Here is a 16,531-nt window from a genome sequence, read left to right on the forward strand (position 1 = left end):
CGACCTCCAGGGCGTGGACGTTGTCGGACGTGCGCGGCCCCGGCCCGTACAGCTGCGACTGGACGGAGTGGATCCCGCACGAGTTGTTGCCGATGTTCCCGCCGATCACGCAGCGGGAGTGCGAGGACGGGTCCGGCCCGAACACCAGGTTCTTCTCGCCCGTGTGCTTGTTGAGCTCCTCGTTGATGACGCCGGGCTCGCACGTGACGCGCCGGTTCTCCACGTCGAACTCGCCGATCCGGGTCAGGTACTTGGAGTGGTCGATGACGACGGCGTAGTTGACGGTCTCGCCCGACAGGCTCGTCCCGCCGCCCCGGTTCAGCACCGGCGCGCCGTACTCCTCGCAGACCCGGTGGACGGCGACCACGTCCTCCAGCGTCTTCGGGACGACCACGCCGATCGGCACCTGCCGGAAGTTCGACGCGTCGTTGGCGTACATGGCCCTCGACCCGCTGTCGAAGCGGACCTCCCCGTCGACGGCCTTCTCCAGGGCGCGGGCCAGCTTCCGGACCTCGATCACCTGCCGGCCGCGCGGCGGCCCGGGAACCGAGGGAGCCGTCTTCGCCGGCACCTGCCGCGTCTCGGCCACATGCGTCTTCGCCATGTACGTCGTCCCCTATCGTCGTCGTTCGCCGACCCGCCGGGGCGGGCCGCTAGGCCGGGCGGGCGCCGTGCACCCGGTACGGCTCCGCGTCGCCCCACTTGACGTCCAGGCCCAGGCCGGGACGGTCGGCCGCCGGGCGGAGCACGCCGCCGGCCGGGCTGAGGTTCCCGTCGAACAGCAGGTGCTCCACCCGGACGTGGTCGTGGAAGTACTCCAGGTGGCGGAGCCGCCTCACCGCGCAGAAGGCGTGCGCGGACACCGCGGGCGCGCAGTGCGCCGACAGGTCGGCCTGCCGCGCCGCCGACAGCCCGGCGACCTGCAGGAGGCCGGTGACGCCGCCGCAGCGGGTGACGTCGGCCTGCAGGCAGTCGACCGACGGCCCCTCCAGCAGGTCGGCGAAGTCCTTCAGCACGTACCCGTACTCGCCCGCGGCGACCTCGGTCCTCCCCGGCCCCTCCTCGCGGACGAGGCGCAGCCCGGCGGTGTCGTCGGACGGGACCGGCTCCTCGAACCAGCGGACGTCCCACTCGTCGGCGAGGCGCCGCGCCCAGTAGAGGGCCTCCTTGCGGGTCAGCGCCCCGTTGGCGTCGGTGAACAGCTGCGGGCCGGCGCCGATCGCCTCCCGGGCGGCGGTGAGCCGCCGCGGGTCCTCGTCCGGCCGGCGGGAGATCTTCAGCTTGACCCGGGGGATGCCCTGCTCGACCCAGCCGCCGAGCTGGGAGGCGAGCCGGTCCAGGGGGTAGTTCGTGAAGCCGCCGCTGCCGTAGACGGGCACCCTGTCGTGGAAGGCCGGCAGCACCTCGAACAGGGGCAGGCCGAGGATGCGCGCCTTCAGGTCCCACAGCGCGATGTCCACGGCGGACACCGCCATCGCTCCCGCGCCGGGACGCCCCGCGTTGCGGATCGCGGCGAACATCCGGTCCCACGCAGCGGCCGGGGAGAGGGCATCGGAGCCCTGGGCGACCGGCGCGAGCTTCGACTCGATGAACGCCGCCAGCGAGACGTCCCCGTAGGTGTAGCCGATCCCGGTCCTCCCGCCGGCGTGCGCCTCGGCGAGGACCATGGTGGTCGAGTCCCACCGGAGGGTGCCGTCCTCCTCCGTCCCGTCCGGTCCGTCAGTCGGGACCTCGAAGGCGTGGACCGCGACGTTCTCGACTTCCACCTCGGTCCCCGCTCGCATCGGCCCCTCCCTTCCACGGCCTCTACTACCGCGGAACGAAGGGCCGAAACGAACGACCGGCCGGGATCGGCGGGCCGCCCCCGGGACGGGCGGCCTACCCCGCGGGACGGGCGGCCCACCCGGGGAACGGACGGCGGGCCGCGCGCGCGGGGGTCACTGCCAGGTCGCCGCCCACGTCGCGGCGTCGATCTCGCCGTCGTCGATCAGGCCGGCGCGCTGCTGCAGCGACTTGGCGACCTTGCTCGACCGCGGCCCGAACCAGCCGTCGACGCGCAGCGTGTAGCCGCGCTTGCACGCCTGCCGCTGCCACTGCTCGACGTCCATGCCGTGCATGATCGGCATCCCCGGGCCCTCGTACTTCAGCGTGCGGCGCGGGAACGGGGGCATGCCCTTGATCAGCTGCACGACGGTGCGGCGCGGCCGGCGGTGCTTGCCGCCGAGCCCGCGCTGCAGCCACGGCGCCCACTGGATCGGCGCGGCGTACTCCGATGCCGCGGCCGTCGTCCCCATCACGTCTTGACTCATTGAATCCACCGTTCGTTTCTCTCTGTGCCGGTATCAGCCGTGCCGGGTGTCAGCGCGGTGCGAGGCAGGGGCCCGGCGACGCGGCCAGCCGGGACATCTCGACACCGATCACGATCGCGCCGAGCAGGGCCAGCGCTATGACGCACACGATGAGCGCCAGGTCCGTCCACACCCGCGAGCGCCCGGGGACGGGCGCGATCTCGGGTTCGTGCAAGGTCATCTCTCGCTCCATGGGAGGTCGGGGGGTATGTAAGGCCGGCGGCCACGCCCGGGTGGCCGGCGTGGCCGCCGGCGACGGCGGATCTCCTCCCCCATCCGAGACCCGCCCCCGAAGGTCGTCCCCCTCTCCCCCACATCGGGGGACGACGTCGTTCTCAGCGGCGGCTCACCGCAGGTCCCAGCTGTGCAGCCGGACGACGCGGCGGAGCTGCTCGGCGTAGGCGCCGGTGTCGTCGCGGGGCAGCGACTCCCAGCGCTTCGCCAGGTCGTAGCAGGCTTCGGTCAGCGAGCGGTGTTCGCGGAGGGCGGCCGTGCCGAGCGCCTCCGCCCGGTTCTGCGCCGCGACCGCCTCGTCGCGCTGCGAGGCGATGAGCCGGACGGCCTTCTCCGCCCTGCCGAGCTGCGCCAGCGTCTCCGACGCCTTCCAGGCCAGGTGCCTGCGGCGCTGGACGGCCAGCGTCGCCGCCCCGACCAGCACGGCCGCGACCAGGACCGCCGCCCACGCTTGTGCCCCACTCACCGCGTCACCTCACATTCCGGCGGCGCTCTTGGACCGTCCGCTCCGCCGCACGAGGGACACCACGCCCCCGGCGCGCGACTGCGCCCGCGCCGGCTCGCGCCGCCCGGACGGCGCCTCCTCGGGGGTCTCCTCGGCGGCCGCGTCCCGCGCGCCCGCGCCGGTGCCCGTGACGTCGGCGCCCGTGACGTCCGTGAGCGTCTCGTCCGGGCGCGCGTCCCGGGCGCCGCCCTTCTTCGCTCCCGCGTCCTTCGCGCCGGCCTTCTTCGCGCCCCCGTCCTTCGCGCCGGTGCCGTTCGCGCCGGTGCCGTTCGCGCCGGTGCCGTTCGCGCCGGCCTCCTGCGCGTCCGCCTCGTCGGCGGGCGGCCAGGCCCGGACCGCGAGGACCTCGTCCAGCAGCGGCCACGCGACCGGGACGCCGTCCTCGTCGAGGAGGGTGAGCTGCCCGCCCTCGACGGAGCTGAGCAGGCCGATGTCGCGGCTGCCGTCGGCGTTGTCCACGCAGACCTGGCAGCCCATCAGGGACGCGAAGGCGCGCGGCACGCCGACCGGGGCCTCCTGCTCCGGCGCGAACGGCGGCGGCGGAGCGCCGGTGCGCGCCCGCTCGTCCGCGTGCAGGGCGACGACGTGCGCGGCCGCGTACAGCGCGCGCATCGACTCGGCGAGCTGGCCGAACTGGGCGGCGGACGCGTCCGGCGGCAGCGCCATCCGGATGCTGCCGATCGCCAGGCCGAGGCCGTCGTCGGCGACCTCGCGGATCTCGCCCGGGGACGGGATGGGGGCGGCGCCGTGCGCGATCGTCAGCAGGAACTTCGCCTCGGCGGCCAGCCCCTGGTGCCGGTGCAGGACCTCCATGATCTCGAACGCGGCCTTGCGGTGGTTCTCGAGTTCCTCGTGGGCCCGTTCGATGGCGACCTCGTGCTCGGCGACGGACGCGGACAGGTCGTTGATGGTGCCCTGACTGAGCCAGCTCATCGGACGCCTCCGGGGAGGGCGGCGACGGGCGAGGCATGGGAAGAGGGTGGTGCGGTGCTCATGTGACTTTCCTTCTCGCGGGGCGGCGTACGGGTGTCGGCACCCGTGGGAGATCAGTTCGACCGATCCCAGCGATCGGCCGGCTCGACCGGGCAGGCGCCCATGTCCTTGATCGCCTCGAGGTCCTCGTGGGCGAACCGGAACAGGCGCTTGCCGTAGCGGCGATGCGGTATCTCTCCCCGGCTCGCTGCCCGGACGAGCCAGTCACGGGTGAACGACGTGATCTCAGCGGCCTCCTGCGGTGTGTACAGAAGCCGTTCGACGGGGATCTCGCTGCCTGGAGAGCTTGACATGACCGGAAGCGTAACGCATCTCAGTGCGTCGTGCAGCTTGAAAGCGCGTTTTAACCATGTCATGTGTTGTTCGATGCACTCCGTTGTGCAGCCCTCCGATGCCAGGCATCGAAAACGCGTTACGACTCGTCAAAGTCCGTTTTGCTCCGCTAGACTTACACGCTGTGTCAGGCCGTCACCCCGCGACACAGAAGGAGCCTGATCACGTTGGACGACCTCGACGACAGGAACGACTCCGGCCATCCGCCGGAGGCCTGGCGCAGGCTGGGCCAGATCGTCCGGCAGCGCCGGATCGAGCTGGGCTTCGGCTCCCAGGCGAGCCTCGCCGCGGAGGGCGGTCCCTCGCTGTCCGTGGTGAACAAGATCGAAACCGGCCGCGGGAGGGACTACACCGACCGCGTCATCATCCCCTTGGAGGACCGGCTCGGCTGGCGGCGCGGCAGCTTCCGCGCGATCCTCGAGGGCGGCGACCCCGTCTGCGTGGACGCCCCCGCCCCGGCCCCCGCCGCACCCGCGCCGGCCGCCGAGGACGGCAACTATCCGGAAGAGGTGGTGGGCGACCCGTTCCTGCGCTTCATCTGGGACGCTCCGGAATCCCTCGCCGATGACGAGGACAAATGGGCGGCCGTGACCGGCGTCTTGCTTAAGCGCATGCGTCCGGCGCCGAAGTCTCTTGAGCAGCCGGACTCTCGACAGAAGGCCGACAACATATAGCGTCGGCTACTGGGTAGCAGGCGAATCTGCAACCCAGTTTCTGTCTGAGCGGTCGTACTGCCGGGGGCGCGGACGAACGCGGATGACGCGATCGGGAGACGTCATGGATTTTCCTGATGAACAGCGCCTCAAAGAGACCATCGAACGTCTGACCCGCGAGAACGCGAAACTGCGCACCCAGCTGGCGGTGGCACGGCAGTGGAACCCTCCCCTCGACCTGGAACAGGCGTTCCGGTCGGCGCAGGGCTGGCAGTGTCTCACGGTACCGCTCATGCCCGAGAAACCGACGCTCATTCTCATCAGCGGAACCCACGACGAAAAGGACGACGAGGAGGAGGACGACGACGAGGCCGGCGAAGTATGGCGGCATCTGCAGACGGCGGCCGCGCCGCGCGGCCGGATCGGCCCGTTCGCGCGGGCCAGGATGCCGAGCCGGCTGCTCGGCTACCTGCGCGAGCACAGCGGCCGCACGATCATCGTCCTCAACCGGGACCTGCGCCGCGGGCAGGTGTCGCGAGCGGCGCGAATGCTCCGGGAGAGCGCCAAAAGGGGCCGCTCGACCACCCGGCTCCTGGAGCTGTCCGCCATTCCGCTGCTGAGCCTGTGCGCGCTGTTCCACGGCGACATGGCCAAGAGCGCGGTCGGCCTGTCCGCCGCCGCGGCGGCCGCGCCGGCGGCGACTATCATACTTCCGGCCGCGGTGGCGTCCGCAATTAGTCCGAATCTGGACATTCACACGATAACGGTCAGACCGCAGCCTCCATCGCACACCAGATCGGTCGATAGACCGCCGGCGTGGCCGCCCGGTCCCGCCGCGCCGCGGCATGTGAATCCGACGCGCTGACGAAACGGCGGCCGCCTCTTTCACCCCCGGTGCTTCTCGCACGCCGGCGCGTTGACGAGAAAACCGGCCGAACCCCGGTCGTCCATCCGCGCGTCCAGCACTTTGTCGCGCAGGACCGCCGCGGTGGAGAACTCCAGAAAGAGGCGGACGCCCCCGGATTCGACCACTTCATCGGTCGCAGCCGGACCGGCCACCGGCGTGAGCGCGAGCAGCGAGGCGTCACCGTCCCGCGGCGCGATGCGCACGCCGGTGCGGCACCCGCTCCCGCTATTCGAAGTCGTCGGGGCTGAGATCCTCCATCCGGCCACCGCGCCCCTCGGGCGAATCCGGATGGAACTCCTCCGGACGCAGCTCTTCCGCCGCGGCGCGCGGCCCGCCAGCCGCCTGCTCCTCCGGCTCCCGCACGCCCTCGTCGGCGCTTCCGCCGGGCATCCGCTCAGTCATGATCGGTCCCCCTTTCCCAACCATTCAGCGCGGCCCTACCCGCCCAGGGCCCGCTCACACGGCCCTCAGTCCCCGTGGCCGGCGGCCTTGCGGATGGCGTCGCGGGCGCGGTCCGCCACGGCGGCGAACGGGCCCGCCATCATGTTGGCGGGCGCGGTCTCGAAACCGACGTGCGGGTGGGTGGGGGCCACGGCCTCGGCCGCCCTGACCGCGCCGGCCATGCGGCGGCGCTCCTGCTCGCCGGCCAGCTCCCGGATGCGCGGGAACTCCTCTTCCTCCTCGTGCCGGGCGTGGTCCAGGACGGCGATGCGCAGGTCGCCGAGCCAGCGGAGGAACTCGGTGTCGTCCGTGCCGAGGTACTCGGTGTCCGAGAGGATCTGCTTGGCCTGGTTCTCCTCGCTGAGGCGGGCGTCCACCACCGTGTCGCCGTCGTCGAGGTGGCGGCGGGCGTACGGGTGGACGATCTCCTCCTCCGCGGTCTCGTGCACGGCGAGGAGGCGGCGCAGCCGGTCGAACGCGGCCTTCCGCTCGTCGCCCGCCGCGGCCTCGACCTCGTCGAACAGGCGCCGGATCTCGGCGTGCTGCCGGACCAGCAGATCGATGGCGTCCTCGGAAGCGTGCTCGCTCATGCGGGTCGTCCCCCTTCGCGGCCGAGCGGGCCCCACCCGGCGGTCGCGTCGCGCTCCAGCAGGTTCCCCGGCCCCGTCCGGGACCCGCCCGCCGGCGAGGGCGGCGACCGGCCGGGCCCACGGAACCGCTGTTCCCCGTCCGGCCGCTTCGATTCCCCCGCTGAGCGAGACCGGTGCGCACCGCGGGTCAGTCGGCGGCCGCCTCCCTGGTCTCGGCCTGGGCCCGGGCCTCGACGATCTCCTGCTCGGCGCGGGTGTGGCTCTCGACGATGATCCGGACGACCTCCTCCGGGTCGTCGGTGAGGCGGACGAGGTCGATGTCCTGCGGGGAGATCTTGCCGCTCGGCAGCATGGCCGTCTTGATCCAGTCGAGCAGGCCGCCCCAGAACTCCGTGCCGACCAGCACGATCGGGAAGCGGGTGATCTTCCTGGTCTGGACGAGAGTGATCGCCTCGAACAGCTCGTCCAGGGTGCCGAAGCCGCCCGGCAGCACCACGAAGGCCTGCGAGTACTTCACGAACATCGTCTTGCGGACGAAGAAGTAGCGGAACTCGATGCCGATGTCGACATGGTCGTTGAGCTTCTGCTCGAACGGCAGCTCGATGCCGAGGCCGACGGACAGGCCGCCGCTCTCGTCGCAGCCCCGGTTGGCGGCCTCCATGATGCCCGGGCCGCCGCCGGTGACGACGGCGTACCCGGCCTCGTGCAACCGGGCGCCGATGTCGACGGCGAGCTTGTACTCGGGGGAGTCGGGCTTGGTGCGGGCGCTGCCGAACACGCTGACCGCCTTCGGCAGCTCGGCGAGCAGGCCGAAGCCCTCCACGAACTCCGCCTGGATCCGCAGCACGCGCCACGGGTCGGCGTGGACCCAGTCGACCGGGCCGCGGCTGTCCAGCAGCCGCTGGTCGGTGGTGGTCGGGGGGACGGCCCGTCCCCGCAGCGTGGCCGGGCCCTGCCGGCGCGACGGGGAATCAGGATGCAATGTCATGGGGCCACGGTAACGGGACCGGCCAGCCACATGCGCATACGTTGCTCGCACTCGGTGATGAGCGCCGTCTCGACGTACTCGTCCCGCGTGTGAGCGAGGGTCGGTTCGCCCGGCCCGTAGTTGACGGCCGGGACGCCCAGCTCGGCGAAGCGCGCGACGTCCGTCCAGCCCAGTTTGGCGCGGACCTCGGCCCCGCTGGCGGCGACGAACGCGGCGGCGGCCGGGTGCGTCAGGCCGGGCCGGGCGGCGGACGCGGCGTCGGTGACCGTCACCTCGAAGCCGGCGAAGAGCTCCCGGAGGTACGCCTCCGCGTCGGCGACGGACTTGTCGGGCGCGAACCGGTAGTTCACGGTGACGATGCATTCGTCGGGGATGACGTTCCCGGCGACGCCGCCGGAGATGAACACCGCGTTCAGGCCCTCGTGGTATTCGAGGCCGTCCACGACCGGCCGCGCCGGCTCGTACGCGCGCAGCACGTCGAGGACCCTCCCGGCGGAGTGGATCGCGTTGGACCCCATCCAGGCGCGCGCGCTGTGCGCCCGCTCCCCCTTCACCGCGACCTCGACCCGCATCGTCCCCTGGCAGCCGCCCTCGATCTGCGCGCCCGTCGGCTCCATCAGCACGGCGAAGTCGCCGGCGATCAGCTCGGGCCGCGCCGCGGCCAGCTTCCGCAGCCCGTTGTGCTCGGCCTCGATCTCCTCGCACTCGTAGAAGACGTACGTGACGTCGCGGTCCGGCTCGGGCACGGTCGCGGCGAGCCGCAGCGCGACCGCGACACCGCTCTTCATGTCGGTGGTGCCGCACCCGTAGAGCCGGCCGCCCTCCATCCGCGACGGAAGGTTGCCGTTCAGCGGGACGGTGTCGAGGTGCCCGGCCAGCACGACCCGCTCGTCCCGTCCCAACCCGGTACGGGCGACGACGTTGTTCCCGACGCGCTCCACCGCCAGGTGCGGGAGCGCCCGCAGCGCCTCCTCGACGGCGTCGGCGAGGGGCTTCTCCGCCCCGCTGACCGACTCGACGTCGACGATCGCCGCCGTCAGCTCCACGACGTCCGAGAACAGATCAAGCCCCATGCCAAAGTCCTATCATCACGTTCGTGGAGATGCTGGAGTGCGCCGTCCGCTGGGCGGTTCCCATGGACGAGCCGCCGATGCGCGCCCTGCTGGACGACGGGGAGCGCGACCGCTACGACCGGTTCATGCGCGCCGAGGACAAGGCCCGCTTCGTCACCGGCCGCTTCCTCGCCCGCACGGCCCTCGCCGAGGCGACCGGGCGGCCACCGGAGGGCATCCGGTTCACCACCGACTGCCCGCACTGCGGCGCCGCGCACGGCAAGCCCCGGCTCCCCGGCAGCGGCCTCGACTTCTCGCTCTCCCACTCCGGCGACCGCGTCGTCCTCGTCCTGGCGGAGGGCGCCGAGGTCGGCGTGGACGTGGAGCGGGAGAGCGACCGCGACATCGACCGCCTCGCCGAGATGGTCCTGAACGCCGCCGAACGCGCGGCCCTCGCCGCCATGGCCGACCGCAGGCGCGGCTTCCACGCCTACTGGTCGCGCAAGGAGGCCCTGCTGAAGGCCACCGGCCACGGCCTGGCCGCCCCCATGACGGCCATCCACGTGTCGGCGCCCGACGACCCGCCGGAGGTCATCGCCTGGAACGACGACGCGGCCGTCTCCCCCGTCCGCCTCGCCGACCTGACCCCCGGCCCCGGCTACGCCGCCTCCGCCGCCGTCCTCACCGGGCGGCCCCTCAAGATCACCGAAACGCCTCTCGGCTGAGCGCGCGTCAGGTGTTGATGCCGTGGTCCCTCAGGATGTCGTTGAGGGACGCCTTGTCATGCCGCTGCCCCTCCTCCAGCCGCTTCAGGATCAGCACGGCCGGCAGCCCGAACGTCCCGCCCTTGAACTCCTTGTAGCGGGTGCCGCCGACGGCGACGCACCAGTCGGGGATGCGGCCGCGGCTGATCTCCTCGCCGGTCTCGACGTCGATGACCGGCATGGACGCCGACAGGTTCGTGCCGGAGCCGACGACGGCGCCCTTCCCGACCCGCGCGCCCTCGACGATCATCGAGCGGCTGCCGATCATGGCCTCGTCCTCGATGACGACGGGCTTGGCGTTCGGCGGCTCCAGCACGCCGCCGATCCCCACCCCGCCCGACAGGTGGACGTTCTTGCCGATCTGCGCGCACGACCCCACGGTCGCCCACGTGTCGACCATCGTGCCGGAATCCACATAGGCGCCGATGTTGGTGAACGACGGCATCAGCACCACGCCGGGCGCGAGGTAGGCGCCCCAGCGGGCGATGGCGCCGGGCACCACACGGACGCCGTCCAGCCGGCTCTTCAGCGGGATGCGGTCGTGGTACCGGAAGTCGCCCACCTGCGCGCGCGCCATGCCGAGGACCTTGAAGCTCAGCAGGATCGCCCGCTTGGCCCGCTCGTCGACGACGACGTCGTCGGTCGCGGGGTCGATGCGGGCGACGCGGGCCTCGCCCGTGTCGATCTGGTCGACGGCGGCCACGATGGCGGCGCGGGCGTCGGCGTCGTCCGGGCTGAGGTCGGCGCGCCGCTCCCACAGCTCGTCGATCACGCCGGAGATCGGGCTGGTGAACGTTTCGGTCATGCCTCATGAGCTTAGTGGGCCCCAACTCCCGGTACCTTCTTCGCGTGGCTGTTTGGGCGAGGTTGAGGACGCGCCCCGACGAAGGGGCGGACGGCGGCGGGCGCCGCCGCGGCCTGCGCTGGGCGGTGGGCCTGGCCGTCGTCGTGATGCTGCTGGCAGTCGGGGGGTTCGCGCTGTTCGACCGGGCCCGCCCGTATCTGCACGGGTCGGGCTGCGAGGCGCGCACGGCCCAGGGCACGATGCCGCTCGATCTGGAGCAGGGCGCGAACGCCGCGACCATCGCCGCGGTCGCGTTCCGCAAGCGGCTGCCCGAGCGCGCCGCGGTGATCGCCTACGCGACCGCGATCCAGGAGTCCCACATCCGCAACCTGCCGGGCGGCGACCGCGACTCGGTGGGCATGTTCCAGCAGCGCCCCTCCCAGGGCTGGGGCGCCCCGGACAAGCTCCGCGACCCCGTCCTGTCGACCAGCAAGTTCTTCGACGCCCTGGTCAAGGTGAACGACTACCTGGACCGCGACCTGCACGACGCGGCGCAGAAGGTGCAGCGCAGCGCGGACGGCACCGCCTACGCCCAGCACGAACCGGACGGCAAGCTGCTCGCCGCGGCGTTCACCGGCCGCGAGCCGGCCGCGGCCCGCTGCTGGTTCCCGCCCGACAAGCGCACCGCGTCCCGCCGCCCGGAGGCGATCCGCGAGATGCGCCGCGCCTTCGGCAGCCGCCTCCAGGTCGGCGGCCCGAGCCCGCTGACCAAGGGCGCCAAGTCCGACCCCGCCTCCTGGAACTCGGTGAAGGCGTCCAGCACCCGCGAAGGCTGGGCGGTAGCCGCTTGGGCCGTCACACACGCCCAGCCTTACGGCCTCACCGAGGTCCGCTACGCCGGCAAGCACTGGCGCTCCGACGCCGGCCACGACGGCTGGACCGAAGACAAGGACGCCCCCAACGACGCCGTCATCGTCAAGTAGCCAACGGCCGGGAAGGGCCAGCGCTGCGGGCGAAAGACCGATCGGCCCGAGAATGTCGGCCGCCTCAAGTAACAATGGTGCGGTGACGTCCAGATTCCAGGACCCCCTTGAGGACGAGACCTGCCGCCGCTTCGTGCTCCCCGCCCTGGAACAGGCCGGCTGGCAGCAAGACCAGATCCGCGCCCAGTATCCGATCAACCGGGGCCGCATCCGCGCGACCGCCCGCCGCCATCTGCAAGAACGGCCACTGAAGGCCGACTATGTGCTGTCGTACTCCGACGGGCTGCCGATCGCCGTCATCGAGGCGAAGCGGTCACGCAGAGATCCGGCGGACGGCTTCGAGCAGGTCAAACGGTATGGCCGTCTGCTGGACGTGCCTTTCGCCTACACGACGAACGGGCATCGCATTCTGGAACTCGACGCCCGGACCGGTCGCCTGGCGGAAATCCCGGAGTTTCCCTCGCCGCAAGAGCTGTGGTCCCGGTACCGGCGGGAACGGGAACTCACCGACGAGCGTCGGGCCGAGCTGGCCTCGGCGCCGCTCAATCCGAAGCTCCGCAACTGGGACGGCACGCCCAAGGAACCGCGCTACTACCAGAACGTCGCGATCAACCGGACGGTCCAGGCCATCGCCTCCGGCCGGAAGCGGATGCTGCTGGTGCTGGCCACCGGTACGGGCAAGACCCTTGTCGCCTCGCAGATCGTCGCCAAGCTCTGGAACGCCGGCTGGCCGGAGAACCGCAGGCCCAGAGTCCTCTACCTCGCCGACCGCAGCATCCTTATCGACCAGCCCAAGGACGACTACTTCGTGCCGATGTTCGGCGAAGCCGTGCACAAGCTCGGCGGCGGCGACGCCAAGACGGGCCGGTACATCTATCTCGCGCTCTACCAGTCACTCGACAGCAGCGGCGACGAGGCGAGCCTCTACCGCCAGTTCGATCGCGACTACTTCGATCTCGTCATCGTCGACGAATGCCACCGGGGCAGCGCGGGCGACGATTCGAAGTGGCGGGCGATCCTCGACTACTACTCCCCCGCCGTGCAGATCGGCCTGACCGCGACGCCGGTCAGCAGCAGGGACGCCGACACCTACGGCTACTTCGGTGAGCCGCTGTACGAGTATTCGCTGGCGCGCGGCATCGAGGACGGGTTCCTGGCCCCCTACCGGGTCCGGAAGGTCCGGCTCAACGTCGACATGACCGGCTGGCGTCCCACCCCCGGCCAGAAGGACCTCCTCGGGCGGGAGATACCGGACAAACTCTACGGCCCCAAGGAGTACGAGCGGGTCCTCGCGATCCTCGACCGGACCGAGGAGGCCGCCCGCTACCTGACCGACTTCCTGCACCGCACCGACCGGATGGGCAAGACGATCGTGTTCTGCGCGAACAGCGACCACGCGTTCCGCATGACGAAGGCCCTGCACAACGCCAATGCCGACCTGGTGCGCCGGTACGGTGACAGCTACGTGTGCCGGATCACCGCGGCTGACGGGGACGCGGGCAGGGAGCGTCTGGACGAGTTCCGCCGGGAGGACACCGACGTCCCCGTCATCGCGGTCACGTCCCGGTTGCTGTCGACGGGCGTTGACATCCCGACGCTCCGCAACATCGTGCTCTTCCGCGTGATCAGGTCGATGCCGGAGTTCAAGCAGATCATCGGGCGCGGCACCCGGCTGTTCCCCGAAGCCGGCAAGTTCTCCTTCGACATCATCGACTTCGTCGAGGCGACCCGCCTGTTCAACGATCCCGGCTTCGACGGCCCGCCGATGCGCGTGGTACGGGACGAGACCGACACCGACGGCAACATCACCGATTCGGTCAACGAGGACGTTCCGAGCGATGACGAGATGGTCGGCGAGCCCGAAGACGAGTACGAGCAGCAGGACGGCGGGACCCTGCCGCCGTTCGTCACCGACCCGGACGAGGTGGAGGACATCCTTGCCAGTCCGAACAGGTTCTATGTCGATGGCGTCCAGGTCACCCAGTGGGGCAGCGCCTTCTACGTGTCGGACACCAGTGCCGGCGGCGGCCTGCGGCTGATCGAGTACGAGCAGTTCGTCCGGGGCCAGGTCATCAAGCTGAACCTGGAGCCGCACCAGCTCCTGGGGCGCTGGGCGCACGCAAAGAGCAGGCAGGAGCTCCGCAAGTTGCTGGCCGAGAGCCACATCGTCCCAGAGGACCTCGCGGAGTGGGCGGGGCGGCCGGACGCAGACACGATCGACCTGCTGCTGTACCTGGCGTGGGAGATCCCCCTCCTGTCGCGGTCGGAGCGAGCGCGCCGGGTGGCGGTCCGGCACCGCGACTTCCTCGACTCGTTCGCCCCCCAGGCCCGGGAGGTGCTCGATAAGGTTCTGGACCAGTACGCAGCACGCGGGGCCGAGGAGCTGGAGATGCGAGCGCTGCGTTCGGACGCCTACAGCACCGAGTTCGGCAACGTCCTGGAGATCGGCGAGCGCTTCGGCGGCGGTGATCGGCTGCGCACGGCGCTGGACGAGCTGAACACGCTGGTCTACGAAGCCTCATGAGACTCAAACTCTCTTTTAGTTTGAAGCAGGCACACTGCACCAAACTAAAAGTGACTTGAAGGTGCAACAACGCTAGAGTTGCCCGCATGCGGCAGCGGGACGACGAGCCTCGCGCCCGGCTGTGGCGCCGGGCGGCACGCCAGCGCGGGTACTTCACCGCCGCCCAGGCGCTCGAGGACGGCTACTCCTACCAGTCGCAGTACTTCCACGTGCAGCGCGGCAACTGGATGCGCGTCGACCGGGGCGTCTACCGCTTCCGCGAGTTCGCCGACCTGCCGGCCGGCGAGCACGATCACCTCGTCCGCTGGACGCTCTGGAGCCGCGACCTGGCGGTGGTGTCGCACAGCACCGCACTCGGCGTCCACGACCTCGGCATCGCCAACCCCGCCGAGATTCACCTGACCGTCCCGCCGGGCTTCCGGCAGCGCGATCCCGCGGTGGTCGTCCACCACGCCGGCCTCTCCCCCGAGGAGATCGAAGAGCATGAGGGTTTCCGGGTGACCGCACCCGTCCGCGCCATCGCCGAGTCCGCGGCCGACGGGCTCGACCAGGACGCGATCGACTCGGCCGTGGCCGAACTTCTCGACCGGGGAGCCGCCACCAAAGGCCAGCTCCTGCGGGCCTCGCAACACCTGGGCGCGCGCGCGGAGCTTGCCGTGCAGCGAGCCCTTCAGGCGGAGAGGTCATGAGCCGCTACGCCGCCGCGATAGATCTGCGGCGCGCCCTCGAGGCCCGGCTCAAGCAGCGTGCGGACGAGTCCGGCACGGACCTCAGCCGCCTGCGGCGCGTCGTGGTGTTCGACCGGATCGCCGCCCGGCTGTCCGCCGCGGAACGGGGGTGGGTGCTCAAAGGGGGCGCCTCCCTCGAATTCCGCTTGGGCGCGCGCGCACGTGCCACGAAGGACATCGACCTGGCGCTGCCGGACGGGCCGTGCGATGGTGACGACCTCCGCGAGGAGCTGATCGAGACACTCGCCGTGGACGTCGACGGCGACCGCTTCGTGTTCTCCGTCGGGCCGCCCACGGCTCTGGAGCCGGATGCGGCGGGGCGTCCCGGGTGGCGCTTCTCCATCAACTGCACGCTCGCCGGCAAGACGTTCGCCTCCGTCAGGCTGGACGTCGTGCTGCGCGGCGAGGAGCTCGCGGCGACCGAGCGCGTCACGCTGCCCGGCTTCCTCGCGTTCGCCGATGTGCCCCCGCGCACCATCGAGTCGGTGGACCGCCGCCAGCACTTCGCGGAGAAGCTGCATGCCCTCACCCGCGATTACGGCGACCGTCCGAACACGCGGGTGAAGGACCTCGTGGACATGGTCCTGCTGATCGAGGACGGTCTCCCACCGGACGCGTCCCTGCTCGACGTCGTGAACCATGTGTTCACCGCCCGCGCGACCCACCCGGTTCCGCCGGCGATCCCCGACCCGCCGCCCGCCTGGGCGAACGAGTACCCGAAACTCGCCGAAGACCGGACGCTCGGCGATCCGGACCTCGCCGTAGCGCTCGATCTGGTCCGCAAGTTCTGGGCGCAAGCCCTCACCACGGAAACGGAAGTCTGACCCGCCATGCCCCCAGCCAAGAAGAAGACCGAGGACACCAGTTCCCGCGCGCGGCTCGGTTCCGTCATCAAGTCGGCCCGCGACATCATGCGCAAGGACGCAGGCCTGAACGGCGACCTGGACCGGCTTCCCCTGCTGTCCTGGCTGCTCTTCCTGCGCGCCTTCGACGCCCTGGAGAAGCAGCGCGAAGCCTGGGACGACGATTTCCGCCCTGCCATCGAGCCCAAGTTTCAGTGGAGCACATGGGCCAATGACGAGAGCTTCACCGGAGACGATCTCCTCAAGTTCGTCAATGACGACCTGCTCCCCTACTTGAGCGGTCTCAAGAGCGACCGGCCCGGCGACCCGCGCAACGTCCTGGGCCAGGTGTTCGAGGGCGTTCAGAACCGCATGGCGTCCGGCTACCTGCTCCGCGACCTGCTCAACCAGATCAAGAAGATCGACTTCACCTCCAGCGACGACATCCACACGATGGCGTACCTGTACGAGTCGTTGCTGAAGGAGGTGCGGGACGCAGCCGGCGACTCCGGCGAGTTCTACACCCCGCGTCCCGTCATCAGGTTCATGGTCGAGCAGACCTTCCTGGAACTGGGCGAGACGATCCTGGACCCCGCCTGCGGCACCGGCGGCTTCCTCGTCGAGGCGTACACCGAGCTGACCAGTGGCCCGAAGCTCGGAATCCTCCAGCAGGAGAAACTCTGGCGCGACCTGCGCGGCATCGAGAAGAAGCCCCTCCCCTACCTGCTGTGCATGATGAACCTGATCCTGCACGGCATCACCGAGCCGAACATCCTGCACACGAATGCCCTAAGGCACATGCTCAACGAGTCCGGGCCGAGCAGCCGCGTGGACGTGATCCTCACCAACCCGCCCTTCGGCG

21 protein-coding genes are annotated in these 16,531 nt (G+C 71.0%); 8 read left to right on the top strand and 13 right to left on the bottom strand.

What is annotated here, in order from left to right; translation table 11 throughout:
- From ACIWVC_RS31160 to ACIWVC_RS31190, 7 genes are all read right to left on the bottom strand, one after another.
- On the bottom strand, positions 1–604 hold a 604-nt coding region (locus ACIWVC_RS31160), incomplete at its 3' end, for an FAD-binding oxidoreductase (protein ID WP_396454928.1).
- A gap of 49 nt (positions 605–653) precedes the next feature.
- Positions 654–1,784, bottom strand: coding sequence for an enolase C-terminal domain-like protein (locus ACIWVC_RS31165; protein ID WP_396451724.1), 1,131 nt, complete (start codon positions 1,782–1,784; stop codon positions 654–656).
- A gap of 153 nt (positions 1,785–1,937) precedes the next feature.
- Positions 1,938–2,309, bottom strand: a complete 372-nt coding sequence (locus tag ACIWVC_RS31170) for a peptidoglycan-binding protein (RefSeq protein WP_396451722.1) — start codon at positions 2,307–2,309, stop codon at positions 1,938–1,940.
- 49 nt (positions 2,310–2,358) lie between these two features.
- On the bottom strand, positions 2,359–2,529 hold the full coding sequence (locus ACIWVC_RS31175) for a hypothetical protein (protein WP_396451720.1): 171 nt from the start codon (positions 2,527–2,529) through the stop codon (positions 2,359–2,361).
- Positions 2,530–2,694: 165 nt separating this feature from the next.
- A complete protein-coding gene (locus ACIWVC_RS31180) occupies positions 2,695–3,048 on the bottom strand; it encodes a hypothetical protein (protein ID WP_396451719.1) in 354 nt (117 codons plus the stop codon).
- 9 nt (positions 3,049–3,057) lie between these two features.
- On the bottom strand, positions 3,058–4,020 hold the full coding sequence (locus ACIWVC_RS31185; protein WP_396454929.1) for a hypothetical protein: 963 nt from the start codon (positions 4,018–4,020) through the stop codon (positions 3,058–3,060).
- A gap of 113 nt (positions 4,021–4,133) precedes the next feature.
- The gene (locus ACIWVC_RS31190) at positions 4,134–4,373 is read right to left on the bottom strand and encodes a helix-turn-helix domain-containing protein (protein ID WP_396451715.1); all 240 of its coding nucleotides are present in this window, start codon (positions 4,371–4,373) and stop codon (positions 4,134–4,136) included.
- Positions 4,374–4,580: 207 nt separating this feature from the next.
- On the opposite strand from ACIWVC_RS31190, the gene ACIWVC_RS31195 reads away from it, so the two are divergent.
- Positions 4,581–5,087 (top strand): multiprotein-bridging factor 1 family protein, encoded by a 507-nt coding sequence (locus tag ACIWVC_RS31195; RefSeq protein ID WP_396454930.1) that lies wholly within the window; start codon positions 4,581–4,583, stop codon positions 5,085–5,087.
- A gap of 103 nt (positions 5,088–5,190) precedes the next feature.
- Positions 5,191–5,931, top strand: coding sequence for a hypothetical protein (locus ACIWVC_RS31200; RefSeq protein ID WP_396454931.1), 741 nt, complete (start codon positions 5,191–5,193; stop codon positions 5,929–5,931).
- 20 nt (positions 5,932–5,951) lie between these two features.
- Here the strand turns inward: ACIWVC_RS31200 and ACIWVC_RS31205 are convergent, their stop codons facing one another.
- The 5 genes from ACIWVC_RS31205 to dapE form a co-directional block, all read right to left on the bottom strand.
- Entirely contained in the window at positions 5,952–6,176 is a 225-nt protein-coding gene (locus tag ACIWVC_RS31205; RefSeq protein WP_396454932.1) for a hypothetical protein, read from the bottom strand.
- A 22-nt stretch (positions 6,177–6,198) separates the two neighbouring features.
- Positions 6,199–6,375: a hypothetical protein gene (locus ACIWVC_RS31210; protein WP_396451708.1), complete on the bottom strand. Its 177-nt coding sequence runs from the start codon at positions 6,373–6,375 to the stop codon at positions 6,199–6,201.
- A 65-nt stretch (positions 6,376–6,440) separates the two neighbouring features.
- Positions 6,441–7,004, bottom strand: coding sequence for a hemerythrin domain-containing protein (locus ACIWVC_RS31215; protein ID WP_396454933.1), 564 nt, complete (start codon positions 7,002–7,004; stop codon positions 6,441–6,443).
- Between the two features lie 187 nt (positions 7,005–7,191).
- The gene (locus ACIWVC_RS31220) at positions 7,192–7,992 is read right to left on the bottom strand and encodes a TIGR00730 family Rossman fold protein (RefSeq protein ID WP_396451704.1); all 801 of its coding nucleotides are present in this window, start codon (positions 7,990–7,992) and stop codon (positions 7,192–7,194) included.
- Positions 7,989–9,065 (bottom strand): succinyl-diaminopimelate desuccinylase, encoded by a 1,077-nt coding sequence (gene dapE, locus ACIWVC_RS31225; RefSeq protein WP_396451702.1) that lies wholly within the window; start codon positions 9,063–9,065, stop codon positions 7,989–7,991. The genes ACIWVC_RS31220 and dapE overlap by 4 nt, the downstream gene beginning before the upstream one ends.
- 29 nt (positions 9,066–9,094) lie before the next feature.
- Here dapE and ACIWVC_RS31230 point away from each other — a divergent pair, with 29 nt between their 5' ends.
- Positions 9,095–9,769, top strand: coding sequence for a 4'-phosphopantetheinyl transferase family protein (locus tag ACIWVC_RS31230; protein ID WP_396451729.1), 675 nt, complete (start codon positions 9,095–9,097; stop codon positions 9,767–9,769).
- 7 nt (positions 9,770–9,776) lie between these two features.
- Here ACIWVC_RS31230 and ACIWVC_RS31235 read toward each other — a convergent pair whose 3' ends face one another.
- Entirely contained in the window at positions 9,777–10,613 is an 837-nt protein-coding gene (locus ACIWVC_RS31235; RefSeq protein WP_396451700.1) for a 2,3,4,5-tetrahydropyridine-2,6-dicarboxylate N-succinyltransferase, read from the bottom strand.
- Between the two features lie 146 nt (positions 10,614–10,759).
- Here ACIWVC_RS31235 and ACIWVC_RS31240 point away from each other — a divergent pair, with 146 nt between their 5' ends.
- The 5 genes from ACIWVC_RS31240 to ACIWVC_RS31260 all read left to right on the top strand — a co-directional run.
- Positions 10,760–11,575, top strand: coding sequence for a hypothetical protein (locus tag ACIWVC_RS31240; protein ID WP_396451727.1), 816 nt, complete (start codon positions 10,760–10,762; stop codon positions 11,573–11,575).
- Positions 11,576–11,657: 82 nt separating this feature from the next.
- Positions 11,658–14,099: an EcoAI/FtnUII family type I restriction enzme subunit R gene (gene hsdR / locus ACIWVC_RS31245; RefSeq protein ID WP_396454934.1), complete on the top strand. Its 2,442-nt coding sequence runs from the start codon at positions 11,658–11,660 to the stop codon at positions 14,097–14,099.
- Between the two features lie 86 nt (positions 14,100–14,185).
- Entirely contained in the window at positions 14,186–14,788 is a 603-nt protein-coding gene (locus ACIWVC_RS31250; RefSeq protein ID WP_396454935.1) for a hypothetical protein, read from the top strand.
- Positions 14,785–15,651 (top strand): nucleotidyl transferase AbiEii/AbiGii toxin family protein, encoded by an 867-nt coding sequence (locus ACIWVC_RS31255; RefSeq protein WP_396454936.1) that lies wholly within the window; start codon positions 14,785–14,787, stop codon positions 15,649–15,651. Before ACIWVC_RS31250 ends, ACIWVC_RS31255 begins: the two co-directional genes overlap by 4 nt.
- Positions 15,652–15,657: 6 nt before the next feature.
- Positions 15,658–16,531 (top strand): class I SAM-dependent DNA methyltransferase (locus tag ACIWVC_RS31260; protein WP_396454937.1); only part of this gene is annotated, 874 nt, incomplete at its 3' end.

The organism is Actinomadura sp. (assembly GCF_044508335.1).
In the GTDB taxonomy this organism is placed as follows: Bacteria; Actinomycetota; Actinomycetes; order Streptosporangiales; family Streptosporangiaceae; genus Spirillospora.